The organism is Streptomyces sp. MS19 (assembly GCF_047200595.1).
Classification (GTDB): domain Bacteria; phylum Actinomycetota; class Actinomycetes; order Streptomycetales; family Streptomycetaceae; genus Streptomyces.
Genome location: NZ_JBJZOH010000003.1, coordinates 66,922 through 83,486, shown reverse-complemented (window position 1 = coordinate 83,486; position 16,565 = coordinate 66,922). Strand labels below are relative to the sequence as shown.

Below are 16,565 nucleotides of genomic sequence, written 5' to 3'. Positions count from 1 at the left end.
CGCGCGCCTCACGGCGTGCGGGACGCGCCCCCGTCCACGGGCAGGACCGTACCGGTGACGTAGCTCGCCGCCGGGGAGAGCAGGAACGCGGCCGTCCGGCCGAACTCCTCCGGCTGCCCGTAGCGGCCGAGCGGGATGGTGCGCAGGGCGTTCTCCCTGGCCTCGGGACCGGCCGCCGCGTCGAGTTCGACGAGCCGGTCGGTCGCGATGCGGCCGGGCAGCAGCCCGAAGACCCGCACGCCGCGCGGCCCGAACTCGTCGGCCATGTCCTTGGCGACCATGGCCAGGCCGGGCCGCAGCCCGTTGGAGATGCCGAGGCCGGTGACGGGCGAGCGCGCCGAGCTGGACAGCACCATGCCGATCGCGCCTCCGTCCGTGAGCCGCCCGGCGACGGTGCGCGCGGCGCGCACGGTGCCGAGGAAGACGGATTCGAACGCGGCGCGCCACTGCGCGTCCGTGGCGGCGGCGGCCGTCCCCGGCGGGGGGCCGCCGACCGAGATCAGCGCGCCGTCCAGCCTGCCGAAGGTCTCCAGCGCGAGGGCCGCCAGCCGCTCGGGCGCCTCCGGGTCGGCGAGGTCGGCGGCGGTCCCGGCCGCCTTGCCCTCGCCGCCGAGCCGCGCGACGGCGGCGCGCACGTTCTCCGGATCGCGCGAGGACGTCACGACGCGGGCGCCGTCCGCGACCAGCGCGGCGGCCGTCGCGAAGCCGAGCCCCTTGCTCCCGCCGGTGACGACGTACACCCGTCCTGACAGACCCAGATCCATCCGTCTGCTCCCCTTTCTCGGTGGTTTCCGTACTCCACAGGCGCCCCGCCGCGCTCTCCCGGCGCACCCGTCCCCGGCAGCATCCTCCCGGACGGCCGTCCGGGACAACGCCCGAGGGGGGCGCGGTCCGCGGCGGGATTCGAGCGCGTCCTTACGGCGGCTTGACATGCGACGGCGCAGGATGGGTGTTGCCTCCTCGCACGGGTCCCGCCCCCTCCCCTCGGACGGGGCCCGTGCCCCCTCCCGGACGGCGCCCGCGCCGGGCTTTCCGGCGAGGCCGCGCTTCCTCCTACACTGGGTCCCGTGGTGAGCACCGACTGGCAGACCGATCTGCGCAAGCGCGGATACCGGCTGACCCCGCAGCGGCAGCTGGTGCTCGAAGCTGTCGACAAGCTGGAACACTCCACGCCCGAGGACATCCTCACCGAGGTACGCCGCACCGCGGGCGGCGTCAACATCTCGACGGTCTACCGCACGCTGGAGCTGCTGGAGGAGCTGGGCCTCGTCTCCCACGCCCACCTCGGCCACGGCGCCCCCACGTACCACCTCGCCGAGCGGCACCAGCACCTGCACCTGATGTGCCGCGACTGCGACAAGGTGCTCGAAGCCGACCTGGACGTCGCCGAGCCCTTCGCCGAGCGGCTGCGCGAGAGCTTCGGATTTGACACCGACATGCGGCACTTCGCGATCTTCGGCCGCTGCGCGGACTGCGCCGGGGGCACGGCCGGCTGACCGGCCGACCGCCCGGCCGACGACGTACGCTGGTCCGTATGCCGTCGTACGAGAGTCCGCTGCTCGCCCTGCCGGGCGCGGTCGCCGCAGAAGGCCAGGACGCCGGGGTCGCCGCCCACTACGGGGACCTCTTCCGTGAACAGCGCGCGCTGGCGCGGGGCGAGGGGTTCGTGGACCTGTCGCACCGCGCGGTGGTGACCGTCTCCGGCGCCGACCGGCTGAGCTGGCTGCACCTGCTGCTGACCCAGCACGTCGCGGAGCTGGCCCCCGGCCACGCCACCGAGGCCCTGATCCTCTCCGCCAAGGGCCACATCGAGCACGCGCTGTACCTCGTGGACGACGGCGCGACGACATGGCTGCACACCGAGCCGGGCGCCGCCGAGGCGCTGACGGGCTACCTGGAGAGCATGAAGTTCTTCTACCGCGTGGAGGTCGCCGACCGCTCCGGGGAGTTCGCGGTCGTGTACCTGCCCGCCGGGTCGATCGCCACGGCGCCCGCGGGCACGGTGGTGCGCGAGACGCCGTACGGGCGCGACCTGTTCCTGCCGCGCGGCGACCTGTCCGCGTTCGCCGGGGAGCACGGCCCGGCGGCCGGTGCGCTGGCGTACGAGGCGTTGCGCGTGGAGGCGCACCGCCCGCGCCTGGGCCGCGAGACGGACCACCGCACGATCCCGCACGAGCTGGGCTGGCTGGACAGCGCGGTGCACCTCCAGAAGGGCTGCTACCGGGGCCAGGAGACCGTGGCGCGCGTGCAGAACCTGGGGCGCCCGCCGCGCCGCCTGGTGTTCCTGCACCTGGACGGCAGCGAGGTCGCGATCCCCGAGCACGGCGACCCGGTGCGGCTGGCGGCGGACGGTCCGGAGGGGCGGGCGCTCGGGTTCGTCACGACGGCGGTGCGCCACCACGAGCTGGGGCCCGTCGCGCTGGCGCTGGTGAAGCGGAACGTGCCGGCGGACGCGGCGCTGCTGGCGGGCACGGTCCCGGCGGCGCAGGAGACGGTCGTCGAGCCCTGACCCGGGCGCGGGCGTCAGACCTCCAGCAGGACCGTGAACGGGCCGTCGTTCGTCAACCTGACGCGCATCGAGGCGCCGAAGCGGCCGGTGGCCACCTGGGCGCCGAGCGCGCGCAGTTCGGCGCACACCGCGTCCACCAGCGGTTCGGCGACCTCGCCGGGCGCGGCGGCCTGCCAGGTGGGGCGGCGCCCCTTGCGGGCGTCACCGTAGAGGGTGAACTGCGAGACGACCAGCAGCGGGGCGCCCACGTCGGAGCAGGACTTCTCGCCGTCGAGGACGCGCAGGGTCCAGAGCTTGCGGGCGAGGCGCGCTGCGGTCTCCGCCGTGTCGCCGTGTGTGGCGCCGACCAGCACACACAGGCCCTGGCCCACGATTTCACCGACCGTCTCGCCGGCGACCTCGACGGCCGCGCCGTCCACCCGCTGCACCACCGCTCGCATGTGCCCCATCATGCCGTACGCCGACCGGGGCGTCCGGTGCCAGCCGGATGGGTGCCAAGTCGCTGCGCACGATGGGTACACAGTGACACGATGCGTGTCACGGGGTACGTACCGCGCGCCACCGCACCGAATGGGGACGAGGGGACAAAAGCGCATGATCACACCGGGTCAGGATCTGTGTCGGCGTATCGACCAGCCCGAGCTGCGGACGCTGCGCCTGTCCGAGCTGCGCGACCTGCGGCGTTCGGCGCAGCGTGAGGAGGCGGACCTCAGCTTCGTACGGCGGCTGCTCCAGGGCCGGATCGACATCCTGGAGGCGGAGCGGCGGCGGCGCGTGGCCCACGATCCCGGCGTCCTCGACCAGCTGCCCGCCATCCTCGCCGACGGCCCCTCGCGGCAGCGCTCGTCGGCCCGCCACGTGACGCTGGGCATGCCGCTGGACGACCGGTACCGGCGGCTGGCCGAGGAGATGCTGGGGCAGGTGGGCCTGTCCGACCTGGCGGGTCTTGACGACGCGGAGCTGCGGGACGCGCTGGCGCGGCTGGCGCGGCACGAGGCGCAGGTCTCGCGGCGGCGGCAGCGGCTGCACCGGATGGCGGACGGGTGCAGTGCCGAGATGGCGCGCAGGTACCGTGAGGGTGAGGCGCAGGTCGAAGATCTGCTGACCTGATCCTCAGCCCGCACGCCGTGCACCACCCCGGAAGGCCCGCGCATGTCCGCACCCACCGCCGTCCCGCCCGTACTCGCCGAGGTGGTGCGCTCCGGATTCGTGGAGGGGCGGCACCGGGGCTCCCTCGTGGTGCTCGCGCCCGACGGCTCGGTGGCGCGGGCGCTCGGCGAGCCGGACGCGCCGGTCTTCCCCCGGTCCAGCAACAAGCCGATGCAGGCCGCCGGTGTGCTCCGCGCGGGGCTCGCCCTCGAAGGGGAACGGCTCGCGCTCGCCGCCGCAAGCCACGCCGGGGAGGACTTCCACCAACAGCTGGCGCTGCGCATGCTGCGGGACGCGGGGCTGACGGAGGACGCGCTGCACTGCCCGCCCGTCGAGGGGCGCCGCATCGCCATGAACTGCTCGGGCAAGCACGCCGCGATGCTCGCCGCCTGCGTGCACAACGGCTGGCCGGTCGCGACGTACACCGACCCGGACCACCCGTTGCAGGCGCTGATCCGCGAGACCGCCGAGGCCGCGACGGGCGAGCCGGTGGCCGCCACCGGCGTGGACGGCTGCGGGGCGCCGCTGTTCGCGTTCTCGCTGACGGGTCTGGCGCGCGCTTTCCGGGCGTTCGTGCTGGCGGAGCCGGGCAGCCCCGAGCGGCGCGTGGCCGACGCGATGCGGGCGCACCCGAGGTACGTGGGCGGCACGCGGCGGGCGGACTCGCTGTTGATGGAGGCGGTTCCCGGGCTGCTGTCCAAGGCGGGGGCCGAGGGCGTGCAGGCGGTGGCGCTGGCGGACGGGCGGGCGCTGGCGTTCAAGGTCGAGGACGGGGCGGCCCGCGCGCGGGGCCCGGTGCTGGCTTCGCTGCTGCGGTCGCTCGGCGTGCCGCTCCCGGAGCGCGGGGAGCTGCGCGACTCGCTGCGCTCGGACCTGGAGGGCGGCGACGGCGTGGTGGGCGAGGTGCGGTCGGCCGTCTGACGTGCGGGGCGGCGCCCGGAAACCCCCTGGCACGCGCGGCGGAGGGAAACGTAGCGTCTCGGGTATGTCTGCTCAGAGCCGCCTCGTAGCCCACGACCCCGACGACTTCGCCACCTGGATTCAGGCGGTGCGCACCGGCTTCCTCGACTCAGGCGCGGTCTCCGCCGAGGAGGTGGCGGAGCGGCGCGCGCGGCAGGACCTCTCCCGGGCGGCCGGTGTCTTCGAGGGCGACCGCTGCGTGGCGACCTACATGAGCTTCGACCAGGAGGTGACCGTGCCCGGGGGCGGCGTGGTCGCCTCCGACGCGGTGACGGCCGTCACGGTCAACGCCACCCACCGCCGCAGGGGCCTGCTGCGGGGGCTCATCACCGAGGACCTGCGGACGGCCAAGGAGCGCGGCGACGTGGTGTCCACACTGCTCCCCGCCGAGTACCTCATCTATGGCCGGTTCGGGTACGGGCCGGCGACGTCCGCCCTGGAGTGGCGGGTCGATGTCGCGCGGGCCGGACTCGACCCGCGGCGCAGCGGGCAGCCGGACGAGGGGGCCGTCGCCTTCGCCGACGCGGCGGAAGTGCGCGCGATCGGTCCTGAACTGTTCGAGCGGTTCCGGCTTTCGCAGCCCGGGGCGATCACGCGCAATCAGCTGTTCTGGGATCTGCGCACCGGAGCGGTCACGGCCGGTCCCCGGCCGTGGGAGCGGCCGTTCTGGGCCGTCCACCGCGACGCGGACGGCGTCGTCCAGGGTCTGCTGACCTATCGGGTGAAGCGCGGGACGACGGGCAACCAGGACAGCTTCACCGCGACCGTCGAGACGCTGGTCGCGGCCACTCCCGACGCCGAGCGGGCGCTGTGGCTGTTCCTGCTCTCCCACGACAGGGTGACCACCGTCGAATCGGGCAGCGCCCCGGTCGACTCGCTGCTCCCCCTCGTGCTCCCCGACCGGCGCGCCGCGTCCGTCACGGGCGACTACGACTTCCTGTGGCTGCGCCCGCTGGACCTGCCGCGCATGCTGGAGGCCCGCACGTACGGCGTCGAGGACGAGATCGTGCTCGACGTGCGCGACCCGCTCGGTCTGGCCGGGGGCCGCTACCTGCTGGCGGCCTCGGAGAAGGGCGCCTCCGTCACCCCGACGACGCGGAACGCCGACCTGGTGCTCGGCACCGGCGCCCTCGCGTCGCTGTACCTGGGCGACGAGTCCGCCGTACGCCTCCTCGCCGCCGGGCGGCTGGAGGCCGGACGCGCGGCGGCGCCGGTCCGGGCGGATCTGCTGTTCCGCACCGGCCGGCGCCCCTGGTGCCCCGACGGGTTCTGACGCCCGTCCGCTCCTTGCCTCGTCCCACACGGGGGTCATGCGGGCCATGGTGCCCGCATGCCCTCGTACGCCTCGTACGGCTGCCGCTCACGGCCGGGCAGGACCCGCCTGCCCGCCGCTCCACGCCCCGCGTCAGACTCCCGTGACCACCAGGGTCACGAGCACCGACGCGCCCACACAGGTGCAGGTGAAGTTACGCCTGCCGAGACCGGTCCGCAGTATCAGCAGCCCGATCAGCCCCGGAAATCCGAGATGGCCTTCCACCGCCCGCTCCAGCGCGATGCCGAGGGCGGCGACAGCGATCGTCGATACGAGCATTGCGTCCCTCCTTACATCACGACAACTTGATTCAAGTTCTTCGAAGTTGGTTAGGTTGTCCACCAACTATATGCTTGTTTTCCCCAGTTGGCAGCCAGTTGGAAACGTCTGGAGATCAACCTTCCGCATCTGTCCGAAAGTTGTAGGGTGTTGAGCCGTGAGTCAGGAGATCGCACCGGACGGCGATGCCATGCGGACCACCGATGAGGCGGCCTCTCCCGACCACGTGGCGGGGGTGCTGCGCGAACGGATACGGGTGGGGAAGCTGCCGGAGCACGCGCGGCTGCCCACCCAGCGGGCCCTGGTGGAGGAGTTCGGCACCAACCGGACGACCATCCGCCAGGCGCTGGCGATCCTCGAACGCGAGGGCTACCTCAGTGCCCGTGGCCGCGGCGCGCCCGCGGTCGTCACCGTGCCAGGGCAGGACACGCCCCGCCCCGCCGGGGTCGAGGTGGTGGACCGCATCGCCGTGGCGTTCCACGCGGCCGACGTGTCCATCGACGCCTTCTGCCTGACCACCGAGACCCTCAACGCCGCGCTCGCCGGGCCCGTCATGGCGATCTCCACCGGTCGGCTCACCCCGCGCTCCATCTCCATCCGGGCCCTGCTGCCCAACCCGGACGCCCCGCTGGCCTACCCCCGGCTCGTCTCGGACCCCGACGACCCGCGGCCGCTGGCCCGGCTGCGGCAGATCACCCGCACGTTCTCCACCTCGCTGCGCCACCAGCTGACGTCGCTCGCCGAGATGCAGCTCGTCCCGAAGGTCAGCGTCGAGATCCGCAGCGTCCCCATCACTCCTGTGCAGAAGCTCTATCTGCTGAACGGCGCCGAAGTGCTCAGCGCCTACTACCAAGTGGTGCCGCGCGTGGTCGAATACGAGCACGAACAGCTGGAGATCTACGACGTGCTCGGTCTCAGCTCCAAGATCTTCCGCTCCTCGTCCGACACCGCGTTTGTTGAAGAGTCACAGCTGTGGTTCGAGTCCCTCTGGTCAACGCTGGCACAACCGCTCACACTCGGTTAGATGAGGGAACTCATCAGTAACGCCCGCTGTGTTCTCTTCGACTTCGACGGACCGGTCTGCCGGCTGTTCGCCGTCCACAGCGCCGAGACCATCGCCGGGAAGCTCCGCGAGCTGACGGCCGAGCTGTCCGCGTCCGCCCTGCTGACGGACGAGCTGCGGACCACCCCCGACCCCCACGAGGTGCTCCGCCAGATAGCGCGCCGCCGCCCCGGGGGCGCACTCGTCGAACGGCTGGAGGCGGCGCTCACGCGGGAGGAGGTGTCGGCCGCCGCCAGCGCGCGGCCGACGCCGTACGCCGCCGCGCTGATCGCCGCGCTCTCCCGGCGCGGGCGGCAGGTCGCCATCGCGACGAACAACTCGGCGCTCGCCGCCGAGCACTACCTGCGCCGCCAGCACCTCTCCGGCTACCTCGGGGGCCGCGTGCACGGGCGCACGGACGACATCACGCTGCTCAAGCCGCATCCCGATTCGCTCCAACGCGCCCTGGCCTCCACACGGACCGCCGCGCGCCGCGCGCTCATGATCGGCGACAGCGTCGCGGACCTCGACGCGGCACGCGCGGCGGGCGTCCCGTTCCTCGGCTACGCACCGACCGAGGCCCTCGTGGCGGCCTTCAGGACGGCCGGCGCCGAGCACGTCGTCGGGTCGCTCGAACTGGTCCTCACCGCCCTCATCACCCCGACCTACGGATGAGTTGCACTCTTTTGAGCCATCGGCACAAGCGGTCGCGGGGCGTACGGTTCACCTACTCGCACGCACCGGTGCCGGGGGACGCACGACCGTCGGGGGACGCACGCCATGAGCCAGCCGCCGCCACGGCCTACCCTTCGCGGGAACCACCGCGTCTGGCAGGTCGTGCGGGCGGAGGGCGAACTGGCGGCACTCGGGCGGCTCAAGGCCGGGCGCCCGCGCCCCGGCGTGCACCGCTTCGACCCGCGCTGCTTCGGCAGCGAGGAGGACGTGCTGATCGAGCTGGCCCTGCTGGGGATGCAGCGCATCGCGCCCGTGTACCAGCTGGGCAGCCCGGACGACGACCTGCGTGTGCACGGCTACATCGAGGGCGAGGCGCTGTCCGTGTCGCGCCCGCCCGGCACCCCGCTGAGCGGCGGCGAACTCTCCCAGCTGGCCGAGCTGTCGGGGCGGCTGGCAACCGTGCCGCCCAGCGCCATGGCGCTCGTGCACCGCTGCCCCGTGGTGCTCCGCCCGCGCAACAGCCGGGAGTTCCTGCACGGCCTGATCCGCTTCACGCGGCGCCGCGTCTACGCCGTCCACCGCCCCGCGATGGAGGGGCTGTTCACCTCCCTGCACATCGGCCCCGGGGTGCTCGGCCCCTCGGGGCCGCTGTCGCGCGAGGCGTCGCGGCTGACGGACCGGCCGTTCTGCCTGCTCCACGGCGACCTGCACCGGGACAACCTGATCGTCGCCGAGGCGGACGGCCTGCTGTGGACGATCGACTGGGAACTGGCCCTCGTGGGCGACCCGTTGTACGACCTCGCCACGCACCTGCACCTGATGCGCTACCCCCCGGCCCAGGAGCCCGAGGTCCTGGCGCGCTGGGCGCGCGCCGTGGAGGCGTCGCTGCCCGGCGCGTCGGACGGGTTCGCGCGGGACCTGCCGCGCTACCTGGCGTACAAACGGGTGCAGTCGGTCTTCACGGACGTGATCCGGCAGGCGTTCCTCGTACGGGCCGCGCCACCGGGGCAGCTCGACGCGAGCCTGGCCCGCGCGGGCGAGGTGGTGGGCGCGGCCCTGCGGGCGGCGGCGCGGATGCTGGGTCTTGGCCGGGTGCCGGGACCCGGCGCCGTGGCGGGGGCCTACGCCGCGTGGCGTGCCGGGCTCGGCGACGGACCCGGGGAAGGGGGCGGGCTCAGTGGCGCTCCAGCTCCACCACCGGCAGCGACCGCGCCAGCGAGGCGGGCAGCCACCAGGCGCGGCGGCCCATCAGCTGCATCGCGGCGGGGACGACGAGGCAGCGGATGACGACCGCGTCCACGAAGATGGCCACCGCCATGCCGAAGCCCATCTGCTGAAGCATCCGGTCGGAACTGAGCAGGAACGACCCGAAGACGACGATCATGATCGCCCCGGCCGCCGTGACGACCGACCCGGTGTGCGCCAGGCCCTCCCGTACCGCCGCGCGGTGGTCGCCGTGCCGCCGCCACTCCTCGTGGATGCGGGAGACGAGGAAGATCTCGTAGTCCATCGACAGGCCGAAGACGACGGCGAAGATCATCACCGGCAGGAACGACTCGACAGGGCCCGGCTCGACGCCGAACAGCCCGTGCTGGAACACCGCCGTCATCGCGCCGAGCGCCGCGCCGATGCTCAGCAGGTTCAGCAGGGCGGCCTTCAGCGGGATGAGGAACGAGCGGAAGACGACCAGCAGGAGCAGCAGCGAGACGCCGACGACCAGGCCGATGAACAGCGGCATGCGCGCGGCCGTGGTGGCGGCGAAGTCCTCGTTCGCCGCCGTCGCGCCGCCCACCACGTGCTCGGCGCCGGTCCGTTCCGCCAGGGCGGGCAGGACGTCGTCGCGCAGCTCGCCGAGCAGGTCGGCCGTCTCCGCGTCCTGGGGCGCCGAATCGGGGAAGGCGACGACGGTCGCCACCGCGCCGTCGGGCGACGGGAAGGGCGGGGTCGTCGCGGCGATGCCGGGCGTGTCCGCCAGGACGGCGGCGGCCTCGGCCGCGGCGCGCTCGGCGCCCTCGTCCCCGCCCTCGGTGACGACGGCGAAGGGGCCGTTGAAGCCGGGGCCGAAGCCGTCGGACAGCAGGTCGTACGCGGCGCGGCTGGTGGTGCCCCCGGGGTCGTTGCCCGCGTCGGCGAAGCCGAGGCGCATGCCGAGGGCGGGCGCGGACAGGCCGAGCAGCGCGACGACGGCGACCAGCAGGGCGGTGAGCGGGCGGCGCTGCACGGCGGTGGCGACGGTGCGCCAGCGGTCGCCGGACGGGCGCCTGCCGCGCGCGGCGCGCTTCGCGTCCCGCTGGGCGAAGCCGCGGGCGAAGCGGGCGCCGAAGAAGCCGAGCAGGGCGGGCAGCATCGTCAGCGCGGCGGCCATGGTGACGAGGACGGTGACGGCGACGGACAGGCCGATGCCCTGGAGCGAGCCGAGGCCGAGGGCCACCAGGCCGAGCAGCGCGACGATGACGGTGCAGCCGGCGAAGAAGACGGTGCGGCCCGCGGCGTCCATGGCGTGCCCGGTGGCGCGTTCCGGGGTGGCGCCCGCGGCCAGTTCGGTGCGGAAGCGGGCGAAGATCAGCAGCGCGTAGTCGATGCCGACGCCGAGGCCGACGAGCATCATCATGTAGGGCGTGTAGTCGGCGATGGTGAAGACGTGCGAGGCGATGACGATCGCGCCGAGCGCCGAGCCGACGGCGAACAGGGCGGTGATCACGGGCAGTCCGGCCGCGACGACGCTGCCGAAGAGGAAGACGAGGATGACCAGCGCGGCGAGGATGCCGAGGCCCTCGCCGGGTCCGCCGCTCTCGGCGAGCTGCCGCGCGGCGTCGCCGCCCAGCTCGACCCGGAGCCCGTCGGTCTGCGCGGTCCTGGCGGTGTCCAGGATGTCCTGGACGGCCGCGGTCTCCAGCTGCTCGGAGGGGACGGTGAGGACGACGGTGGCGTACCCGGTCGTGCCGTCGGCGGACACGGCGGCCTCGGTGGCGTACGGATCGGCCACCTCGGCCACGCCCGGCAGGCGCCCGACCTCCGCCAGCATGGCCGTGACGCGCTCCTCGGTGCCGCCCGCGCGCAGGCCCGCGTCGTCGTGCAGGACGATGTCGAGGGTGTCGGCGCCCTGGTCGGCGCCGTGGGCGGCCAGCAGGTCGGCGGCGTGCTGGGAGTCGGTGCCGGGCAGGGAGTAGTCCTCGCGGTAGTCGTCGCCGGTGGCGCTCGCGACGGCCCAGACGCCGGCGAGCAGGACCGCCCACAGGAGCAGGACGAGCTTCCGGTGGCGGTACGAGAAGCCCGCGAGGCGGGCGAACGGAGAACGGCCGGGCGTGGCCGGTGGACGGGGCGGTGAGGGCGCGGTCGTGTTCATGCGCACCACCGTCGTCGCGGGGTTCACCCCGCCGCGTCCCACGGGGGTGGACAACCGCCGTACCACCGCGGGCGTACGGCGGCGGGCGCGCGTACCACCGGAGTTGACGCCGGTCAGCCGAGCCAGCCGGGCGTGATCAGGCCCGACTCGTAGGCGAGGACGACCAGTTGGGCGCGGTCGCGGACCGCCAGTTTGGTCATCACGCGGCTGACGTGCGTCTTCGCCGTGGCCGGGCTGAGCACGAGCCGCCCGGCTATCTCGTCGTTGGTCAGGCCCGCGCCGACCAGGCCGAGGACCTCGCGCTCGCGCGCGGTCAGCCCGTTCAGCCGCGGCCCCGGCTCCGGCCGGCGCGCGCGGCCGGCGAACTCGGCGATCAGCCGCCGCGTCACGGCGGGCGCGATCAGCGCGTCACCGCGCGCGCAGACGCGGACGCCGTGCAGCAGCTCCATCGGCTCGGTGTCCTTCACGAGGAAGCCGGACGCGCCCGCGCGCAGGGCGCCGTACACGTGGTCGTCCACGTCGAAGGTGGTGAGGATCAGCACCCGCACGTCCGCGAGCCGTTCGTCCGCGACGATCTCGCGCGTGGCGGCGAGGCCGTCGAGCACCGGCATACGGATGTCCATCAGGACGACGTCGGGCCGCAGTTCACGCGCGAGCCGCACGGCCTCCGCCCCGTCGGACGCCTCGCCGACGACGGCGATGTCGTCCTCGTCCTCCAGGATCGACCGGAACCCGGCCCGCACCAGCTTCTGGTCGTCGGCGAGGAGGACGCGTACGGGGCGTGGGTCCCGGTCCCCCGGGGACGTGGCGGTCATGGCCACAGCGTAGGCGCCGGGGCACCGGGTCCGGTCAGCCGAGCGTCAGGAGACGCGGCTCGTCGTCCTCGCCCTCCTGGAGGCAGGCCTCGGGGCAGGCCGCGACGACCGCTTCGGCCATGCCGTGGAAGTCCTCGGGGGACACGCGGTCCTGGAAGCGCACGATGGCGTCGAGTGTGCCTTCGAGGGAGCCCCCGTAAACCGGGAAGAAGGCGACCGCGCGGCCGTCGGGGGACAGCAGGTGGAGGGACAGCTCCCGCTCGTCGAACGCCCGGCCGTTGTCGTACACCAGGGCGGCCCTGCCCAGCCTGGCAGCCTCTTCCGCCAGCTCCCACCCCGCGCCGGTGAGCCGTTCCACCACGCGGCGTGACTCCCGTGTGTGCAGATCCTGGTCCGCCATCCGCGCCCGCCCCCTCGTACCCCTCGGGCCGCGCGGGTCAGACCCCGCCTGAGCTGCCCGAAGAGGAGCTTGCGTCACCCGAGTTGCCAGGTGTGGAAGTGTAACGGCCCTCCCGGCGGCCCTTTCGCGCGCGGCGGCCGAGTGTCGCGCCGAGGAGCGCCGCGAAGCCGAGGCCGACGACGATCCAGGCGAGCAGGATCGCGAGCACCACCAGCAGGACGTCCGGCATGGCGTCACCCTCTCCCCAACGTCGGCCCGGCGCGTACCCCCGTGCACTGTGCGGCAACTCCGCGCGGGCGCGCAACACCCCGAACGCATAAGGCAGCCGCACCACCGCGCTCCCGCCCCCGCACGCCGCCGCACCCGGCCCGCGCGTGTGCGGGGCCGCGGCGCCGAGCAGCCGTGATAGGCACGGCAGGCGGACGGGCGAGAGGAGCGGCAGATGGGCATTCCCGCGGAGATCCGCGACGTGCACTGGCAGGCGTGCGGACTGGACTGTCCGGTGCTCGACCGCGGCACCTGCCGGAGGACCTGGGGGCTGCGGTGCAGCGCGCCCGAGTGCGGTTCGGCCGCCGCCGAGATCCTCTCCCTGTGGACGGTGCACGCGCTCCAGGACGACGAGTGCGGGACCGTCAACCTCGGCAACGGGTGGCACGCCCTCTTCCGGCGCGAGCGCGCCGTGCTGCGCAACATCGGCGCCGTCCTGGACATCGACCTGTACGGGGACGTCGGCAGCCAGCGGTCGCTGTGCGCGTTCCGCTTCGCCTCGGAGGCCGAGCTGGACGAGGCGTGGCTGCGGTTCAGGGCCGGGGCCGCGTACCCGCCGGTGCCGCCGCGCCGGTGGTACTGAGCGACCGGAACTGAGCCGCCGAAACGGCGGCGGCGCGTCAGACGCCCGTGCGTCCGTCGACCGCCTCCCGGATGAGGTCCGCGTGCCCGTTGTGCCGCGCGTACTCGTGGATCAGGTGCAGCATCACCATCCGCAGCGACACCGTCTCCCCCGTCTTGCCGACGACGCCCGTCACGTCCAGGGACGGCGCGGCCTCTTCGACACGGCGCGCGTGGGCCACCTCCGCCTCCCAGGCCGCGAACGCCTCGGCACGCGTCGCGGTGCCGGCGTCGTAGGCCGCCTGGAAGTCGCCGGTGGCGGACCACACCAGCGGCACGTCCTCCCCGTCGATGACGCGGCGGAACCACGTGCGCTCCACCTCCGCCATGTGGCGGACCAGGCCGAGGAGCGACAGCGCGGACGTCGGCACGGCGGCGCGGCGCAGCTGCTCGTCCGTCAGGCCGTCGCACTTCCACGCCAGGGTGGCGCGGTGGTGGTCGAGGAAGCCGCGCAGCGTGGCGCGTTCGTCGCCGGTCAGGGGCGGGTCGGGGCGTTCGGTGGCCATCGTGGGTCCTTCGGTAAGCGCTGACGGTGTGATATTCGGGCGTATATGGACGTTCGTGATGTTCCGGCCGAGGAGCCGGTGGCGCGGGTCAAGTGGATCAGACGGATCGGGCGCGCCGGTACGGCGGGCGGGCCCGCGCGGGCGCTGGCGGTGGTCGCCGTGCTGTTCGGCGCGGTCGGGCTGGTGCTCGTGCCGCCCTGGCTGGCGCTCGGGTGGGACGAGATCGTGTACGTCAGCCGGTGGGACGCGTTCGGGCCCGCCACGCCGTTCAGCGCGCCGCGCTCCCGGGGGGTGCCGCTGCTGGTGGCGCCCGTGGCGCTGGTCACCGACTCGGTGGTGGTGCTGCGCTGCTACCTGACGGTCATGGCGTCGCTCGCGCTGTACCTGGGATTCCGCCCCTGGGTGGGTGAGTTCGCGAGCCGCGCGGCGGTGCCCGTGGCCGCCGCCGCGTACGGCAGCCTGTGGTTCGCGCTGTTCTACGCGGGCTCCGCCATGCCGAACCACTACGTCGCGATGGCCGCCGTCGCCGCCGTGGGCTGCGCGCGCCGGAACATGTGGCTCGGCCTCGCCGCCGCCGTCGCCGTGGCGGGCCTGATGCGCGCGAGCGACGCCGTCTTCCTGGCGCTGCCGCTGCTGCTGTCGGCCTGGCGGCGGCCCAGGACGCTCAGCGCGGTGCTGGCGGGGCTGGCCGCCGGGGTCGGCCCGTGGGTGGTGGAGGCGGAACGGCGGTTCGGCGGCGTACGGGAGCGGCTCGCCGAGGCGAGCGAGATCCAGGGCGGCACGGGCCTCACGTTCTCCCTCTTCAAGCACGCCACCGCGCTGGACGGGCCGCTGCTGTGCCGCCCCTGCGAGGGCGATCCCATGGCGTGGCAACTGCTGGTGTGGTGGCTGCTGCTCCCGCCGCTCGTGGCGCTCGGGCTCTACGCGGCGCGCCGCCAGGTGGGGCTGCTGGTGGTGACCGCGTTCTCCATGTCGTTCACCTACCTCTTCCTGATCGACTACGCGGCGGCCCGCTTCCTGCTGCCCGTCTACGCGCTGCTGGCGCTGCCCGCCATCCTCGGCCTCGAACGCTTCACGTCCCACCTGTCGGCCCCCGCCGCCGCGACGCTGCTCGTCGTCCTGGTCGCCGGGCAGCTCGCGCTCCAGCTGACCGTGCTGCGCGCGCACGCCCGCATCCAGGAGAACGCGCGCGCCGACTGGGAGCGTGTGTCCGACGTCCTGCGGGGCGAAGGGGTGGGCCCTCCGTGCGTGCTCGACGGCCCGCAGGCCATCCCCGTGGCCCACACGCTGGGCTGCACGACGGCGGGCGCGGGGGAACGGCCGCCCGACGCGGCGGTGCTGCGCGGCGACGACCCGGCGCCAGGCGAGGGCTGGCGGACCGTGGAGGTGCCCGGGACCTACAACGCGGACTGGCGCGTGGCCGTACCCGCCGCGCCCTGACCCGGCTCCCCGTCCGGCAGCGGCAGCCACGCCGTCACCCGGAATCCCCGGCCGGTCCTCCCCGCCTCGAATTCCCCGCCCAGCGCACGTGCCCGTTCCGCCATCCCGCCGATACCACTGCCACTGCCACTGCCCGCCACGGGCGGCCCGTCCGGCGTACCGCCCCCGTCGCCCCCATCGTCTTCGATTCGCAGCCGCAGTTCCCCCGGCAGCCAGGTCAGGGTGACGTCCGCCCGCGTCGCCGCCGCGTGGCGCGTCACATTGGTCAGCGACTCCTGCACGATGCGGTACGCCGCCAGGGAGATCTGCGGCGGGACGACGGGCGCCTCGCCCTCGGCGGTGACGGTGACGTCGAGACCGGTGGCGCCCGCGCGCCCGGCCAGTTCGGCGAGGCGGTCGAGCCCGGCGGGGGCGGGCGTCACCGGCGCCTCCTCGTCCACCTGGCGCAGCACGCCGAGCGTGGCCCGCAGTTCGCGCAGCGCCGCCTTGCTGGTGTCGCGCACGGACGTGAGGGCCGCGATCAGCTCGGCCGTCTCGCCGGGCCGCTTGGCGCTGCGGTGCAGGGCGGCGGCCGTCTGGACGCTGATGAGCGAGATGTTGTGCCCGAGGACGTCGTGCAGCTCGCGGGCGAGCCTGAGCCGTTCCTCGGTGGCGGACTGGCGGGCGCGCACGTCCCGTTCGCGTTCGGCGGCCAGCGCGCGCTGCTCGGCCTCGCGCAGGTACGCCTGCCGTACGCGCATGGTGTGCCCGAGGAGGACGAGGCTCGCGAACCAGCCGCTGAGCAGGACGATGGCCGTGTTGTCCACGTGCCGCTGGTCGGCCGCCCCGACGATGAACTCGCCCCACGCGATCGCGAGCATCGCCGACACCGCGATGGCGATCCCCGCCACGAGCCGCCCCGACCGCGTCACCGTGTAGAGGGCCAGGACGAACACCAGCATCGGCGTAACGCCGTCCGCCGCCGACAGCGGGTAGTGGACGGCCGACACCACCATGGCGGCCACCGCCACGCCCACCGGCCAGCGGTGCCGCACGAGCAGCGACGCCCAGGCCAGCAGCGGCGGCAGGACGCCCAGCAGCGTCACGGCGCCCGGCTGGTCCAGCTCGCGGAACGGCAGCGCGGCGGTCTCGGCGGCCAGCACCGCGCCGGCCAGCCACACCGCCCCGTCCACCCGGAACACCTGGCGCTGGGGGGCATCCATGGGGGACAGAGTACGTAGGCTGGTCATACGGCAGCACGGTCC

At 74.2% G+C, this 16,565-nt stretch carries 19 protein-coding genes; 10 read left to right on the top strand and 9 right to left on the bottom strand.

Annotation, left to right across the window (positions count from 1 at the left end):
* Positions 1 to 8: 8 nt before the first annotated feature.
* Positions 9 to 764 carry an SDR family oxidoreductase gene (locus tag ACL02R_RS04400; RefSeq protein WP_412795509.1) on the bottom strand — a complete coding sequence of 252 codons (756 nt, stop codon included), beginning with the start codon at positions 762 to 764 and terminating at the stop codon, positions 9 to 11.
* 303 nt (positions 765 to 1,067) lie between these two features.
* Here ACL02R_RS04400 and ACL02R_RS04395 point away from each other — a divergent pair, with 303 nt between their 5' ends.
* Positions 1,068 to 1,496: a Fur family transcriptional regulator gene (locus tag ACL02R_RS04395; RefSeq protein WP_412795508.1), complete on the top strand. Its 429-nt coding sequence runs from the start codon at positions 1,068 to 1,070 to the stop codon at positions 1,494 to 1,496.
* A 38-nt stretch (positions 1,497 to 1,534) separates the two neighbouring features.
* Entirely contained in the window at positions 1,535 to 2,509 is a 975-nt protein-coding gene (locus ACL02R_RS04390; RefSeq protein ID WP_412795507.1) for a YgfZ/GcvT domain-containing protein, read from the top strand.
* Positions 2,510 to 2,523: 14 nt separating this feature from the next.
* On the opposite strand, the gene dtd is transcribed toward ACL02R_RS04390, so the two are convergent.
* Entirely contained in the window at positions 2,524 to 2,949 is a 426-nt protein-coding gene (gene dtd / locus ACL02R_RS04385) for a D-aminoacyl-tRNA deacylase (protein WP_412795506.1), read from the bottom strand.
* A 154-nt stretch (positions 2,950 to 3,103) separates the two neighbouring features.
* On the opposite strand from dtd, the gene ACL02R_RS04380 reads away from it, so the two are divergent.
* The 3 genes from ACL02R_RS04380 (at position 3,104) to ACL02R_RS04370 (ending at position 5,891) form a co-directional block, all read left to right on the top strand.
* The gene (locus ACL02R_RS04380; RefSeq protein WP_412795505.1) at positions 3,104 to 3,619 is read left to right on the top strand and encodes an ABC transporter substrate-binding protein; all 516 of its coding nucleotides are present in this window, start codon (positions 3,104 to 3,106) and stop codon (positions 3,617 to 3,619) included.
* A 42-nt stretch (positions 3,620 to 3,661) separates the two neighbouring features.
* Entirely contained in the window at positions 3,662 to 4,579 is a 918-nt protein-coding gene (locus tag ACL02R_RS04375; RefSeq protein WP_412795504.1) for an asparaginase, read from the top strand.
* A gap of 64 nt (positions 4,580 to 4,643) precedes the next feature.
* The gene (locus ACL02R_RS04370) at positions 4,644 to 5,891 is read left to right on the top strand and encodes a GNAT family N-acetyltransferase (RefSeq protein WP_412795503.1); all 1,248 of its coding nucleotides are present in this window, start codon (positions 4,644 to 4,646) and stop codon (positions 5,889 to 5,891) included.
* Positions 5,892 to 6,023: 132 nt separating this feature from the next.
* Here the strand turns inward: ACL02R_RS04370 and ACL02R_RS04365 are convergent, their stop codons facing one another.
* A complete protein-coding gene (locus ACL02R_RS04365) occupies positions 6,024 to 6,209 on the bottom strand; it encodes a hypothetical protein (protein ID WP_052848533.1) in 186 nt (61 codons plus the stop codon).
* Positions 6,210 to 6,366: 157 nt separating this feature from the next.
* Here ACL02R_RS04365 and ACL02R_RS04360 point away from each other — a divergent pair, with 157 nt between their 5' ends.
* The 3 genes from ACL02R_RS04360 (at position 6,367) to ACL02R_RS04350 (ending at position 9,213) form a co-directional block, all read left to right on the top strand.
* On the top strand, positions 6,367 to 7,233 hold the full coding sequence (locus ACL02R_RS04360) for a GntR family transcriptional regulator (RefSeq protein ID WP_412795502.1): 867 nt from the start codon (positions 6,367 to 6,369) through the stop codon (positions 7,231 to 7,233).
* On the top strand, positions 7,234 to 7,926 hold the full coding sequence (locus ACL02R_RS04355) for an HAD family hydrolase (RefSeq protein WP_412795501.1): 693 nt from the start codon (positions 7,234 to 7,236) through the stop codon (positions 7,924 to 7,926).
* A gap of 105 nt (positions 7,927 to 8,031) precedes the next feature.
* Positions 8,032 to 9,213 carry an aminoglycoside phosphotransferase family protein gene (locus tag ACL02R_RS04350; RefSeq protein ID WP_412795500.1) on the top strand — a complete coding sequence of 394 codons (1,182 nt, stop codon included), beginning with the start codon at positions 8,032 to 8,034 and terminating at the stop codon, positions 9,211 to 9,213.
* Here ACL02R_RS04350 and ACL02R_RS04345 read toward each other — a convergent pair.
* The 4 genes from ACL02R_RS04345 to ACL02R_RS04330 all read right to left on the bottom strand — a co-directional run bounded on the left by ACL02R_RS04345 (position 9,101) and on the right by ACL02R_RS04330 (position 12,716).
* Positions 9,101 to 11,272, bottom strand: a complete 2,172-nt coding sequence (locus ACL02R_RS04345) for an MMPL family transporter (protein WP_412795499.1) — start codon at positions 11,270 to 11,272, stop codon at positions 9,101 to 9,103. The two genes, ACL02R_RS04350 and ACL02R_RS04345, sit on opposite strands and share 113 nt — an antisense overlap.
* Positions 11,273 to 11,385: 113 nt before the next feature.
* Positions 11,386 to 12,087 (bottom strand): response regulator, encoded by a 702-nt coding sequence (locus ACL02R_RS04340; RefSeq protein WP_412795498.1) that lies wholly within the window; start codon positions 12,085 to 12,087, stop codon positions 11,386 to 11,388.
* Between the two features lie 34 nt (positions 12,088 to 12,121).
* A complete protein-coding gene (locus ACL02R_RS04335; RefSeq protein ID WP_412795497.1) occupies positions 12,122 to 12,487 on the bottom strand; it encodes a hypothetical protein in 366 nt (121 codons plus the stop codon).
* 37 nt (positions 12,488 to 12,524) lie between these two features.
* Complete coding sequence (locus tag ACL02R_RS04330; protein WP_362967011.1) at positions 12,525 to 12,716, bottom strand: hypothetical protein; 192 nt, start codon at positions 12,714 to 12,716, stop codon at positions 12,525 to 12,527.
* A 213-nt stretch (positions 12,717 to 12,929) separates the two neighbouring features.
* Between ACL02R_RS04330 and ACL02R_RS04325 the strand changes: the two genes are divergently transcribed.
* Positions 12,930 to 13,337 carry a hypothetical protein gene (locus ACL02R_RS04325; protein WP_412795496.1) on the top strand — a complete coding sequence of 136 codons (408 nt, stop codon included), beginning with the start codon at positions 12,930 to 12,932 and terminating at the stop codon, positions 13,335 to 13,337.
* Positions 13,338 to 13,374: 37 nt separating this feature from the next.
* Here the strand turns inward: ACL02R_RS04325 and ACL02R_RS04320 are convergent, their stop codons facing one another.
* The gene (locus tag ACL02R_RS04320) at positions 13,375 to 13,881 is read right to left on the bottom strand and encodes a DinB family protein (protein WP_412795495.1); all 507 of its coding nucleotides are present in this window, start codon (positions 13,879 to 13,881) and stop codon (positions 13,375 to 13,377) included.
* Between the two features lie 45 nt (positions 13,882 to 13,926).
* Here ACL02R_RS04320 and ACL02R_RS04315 point away from each other — a divergent pair, with 45 nt between their 5' ends.
* Positions 13,927 to 15,321 (top strand): hypothetical protein, encoded by a 1,395-nt coding sequence (locus ACL02R_RS04315; protein ID WP_412795494.1) that lies wholly within the window; start codon positions 13,927 to 13,929, stop codon positions 15,319 to 15,321.
* On the opposite strand, the gene ACL02R_RS04310 is transcribed toward ACL02R_RS04315, so the two are convergent.
* Positions 15,279 to 16,523: a sensor histidine kinase gene (locus tag ACL02R_RS04310; protein WP_412795493.1), complete on the bottom strand. Its 1,245-nt coding sequence runs from the start codon at positions 16,521 to 16,523 to the stop codon at positions 15,279 to 15,281. The two genes, ACL02R_RS04315 and ACL02R_RS04310, sit on opposite strands and share 43 nt — an antisense overlap.
* Positions 16,524 to 16,565: the final 42 nt, after the last annotated feature.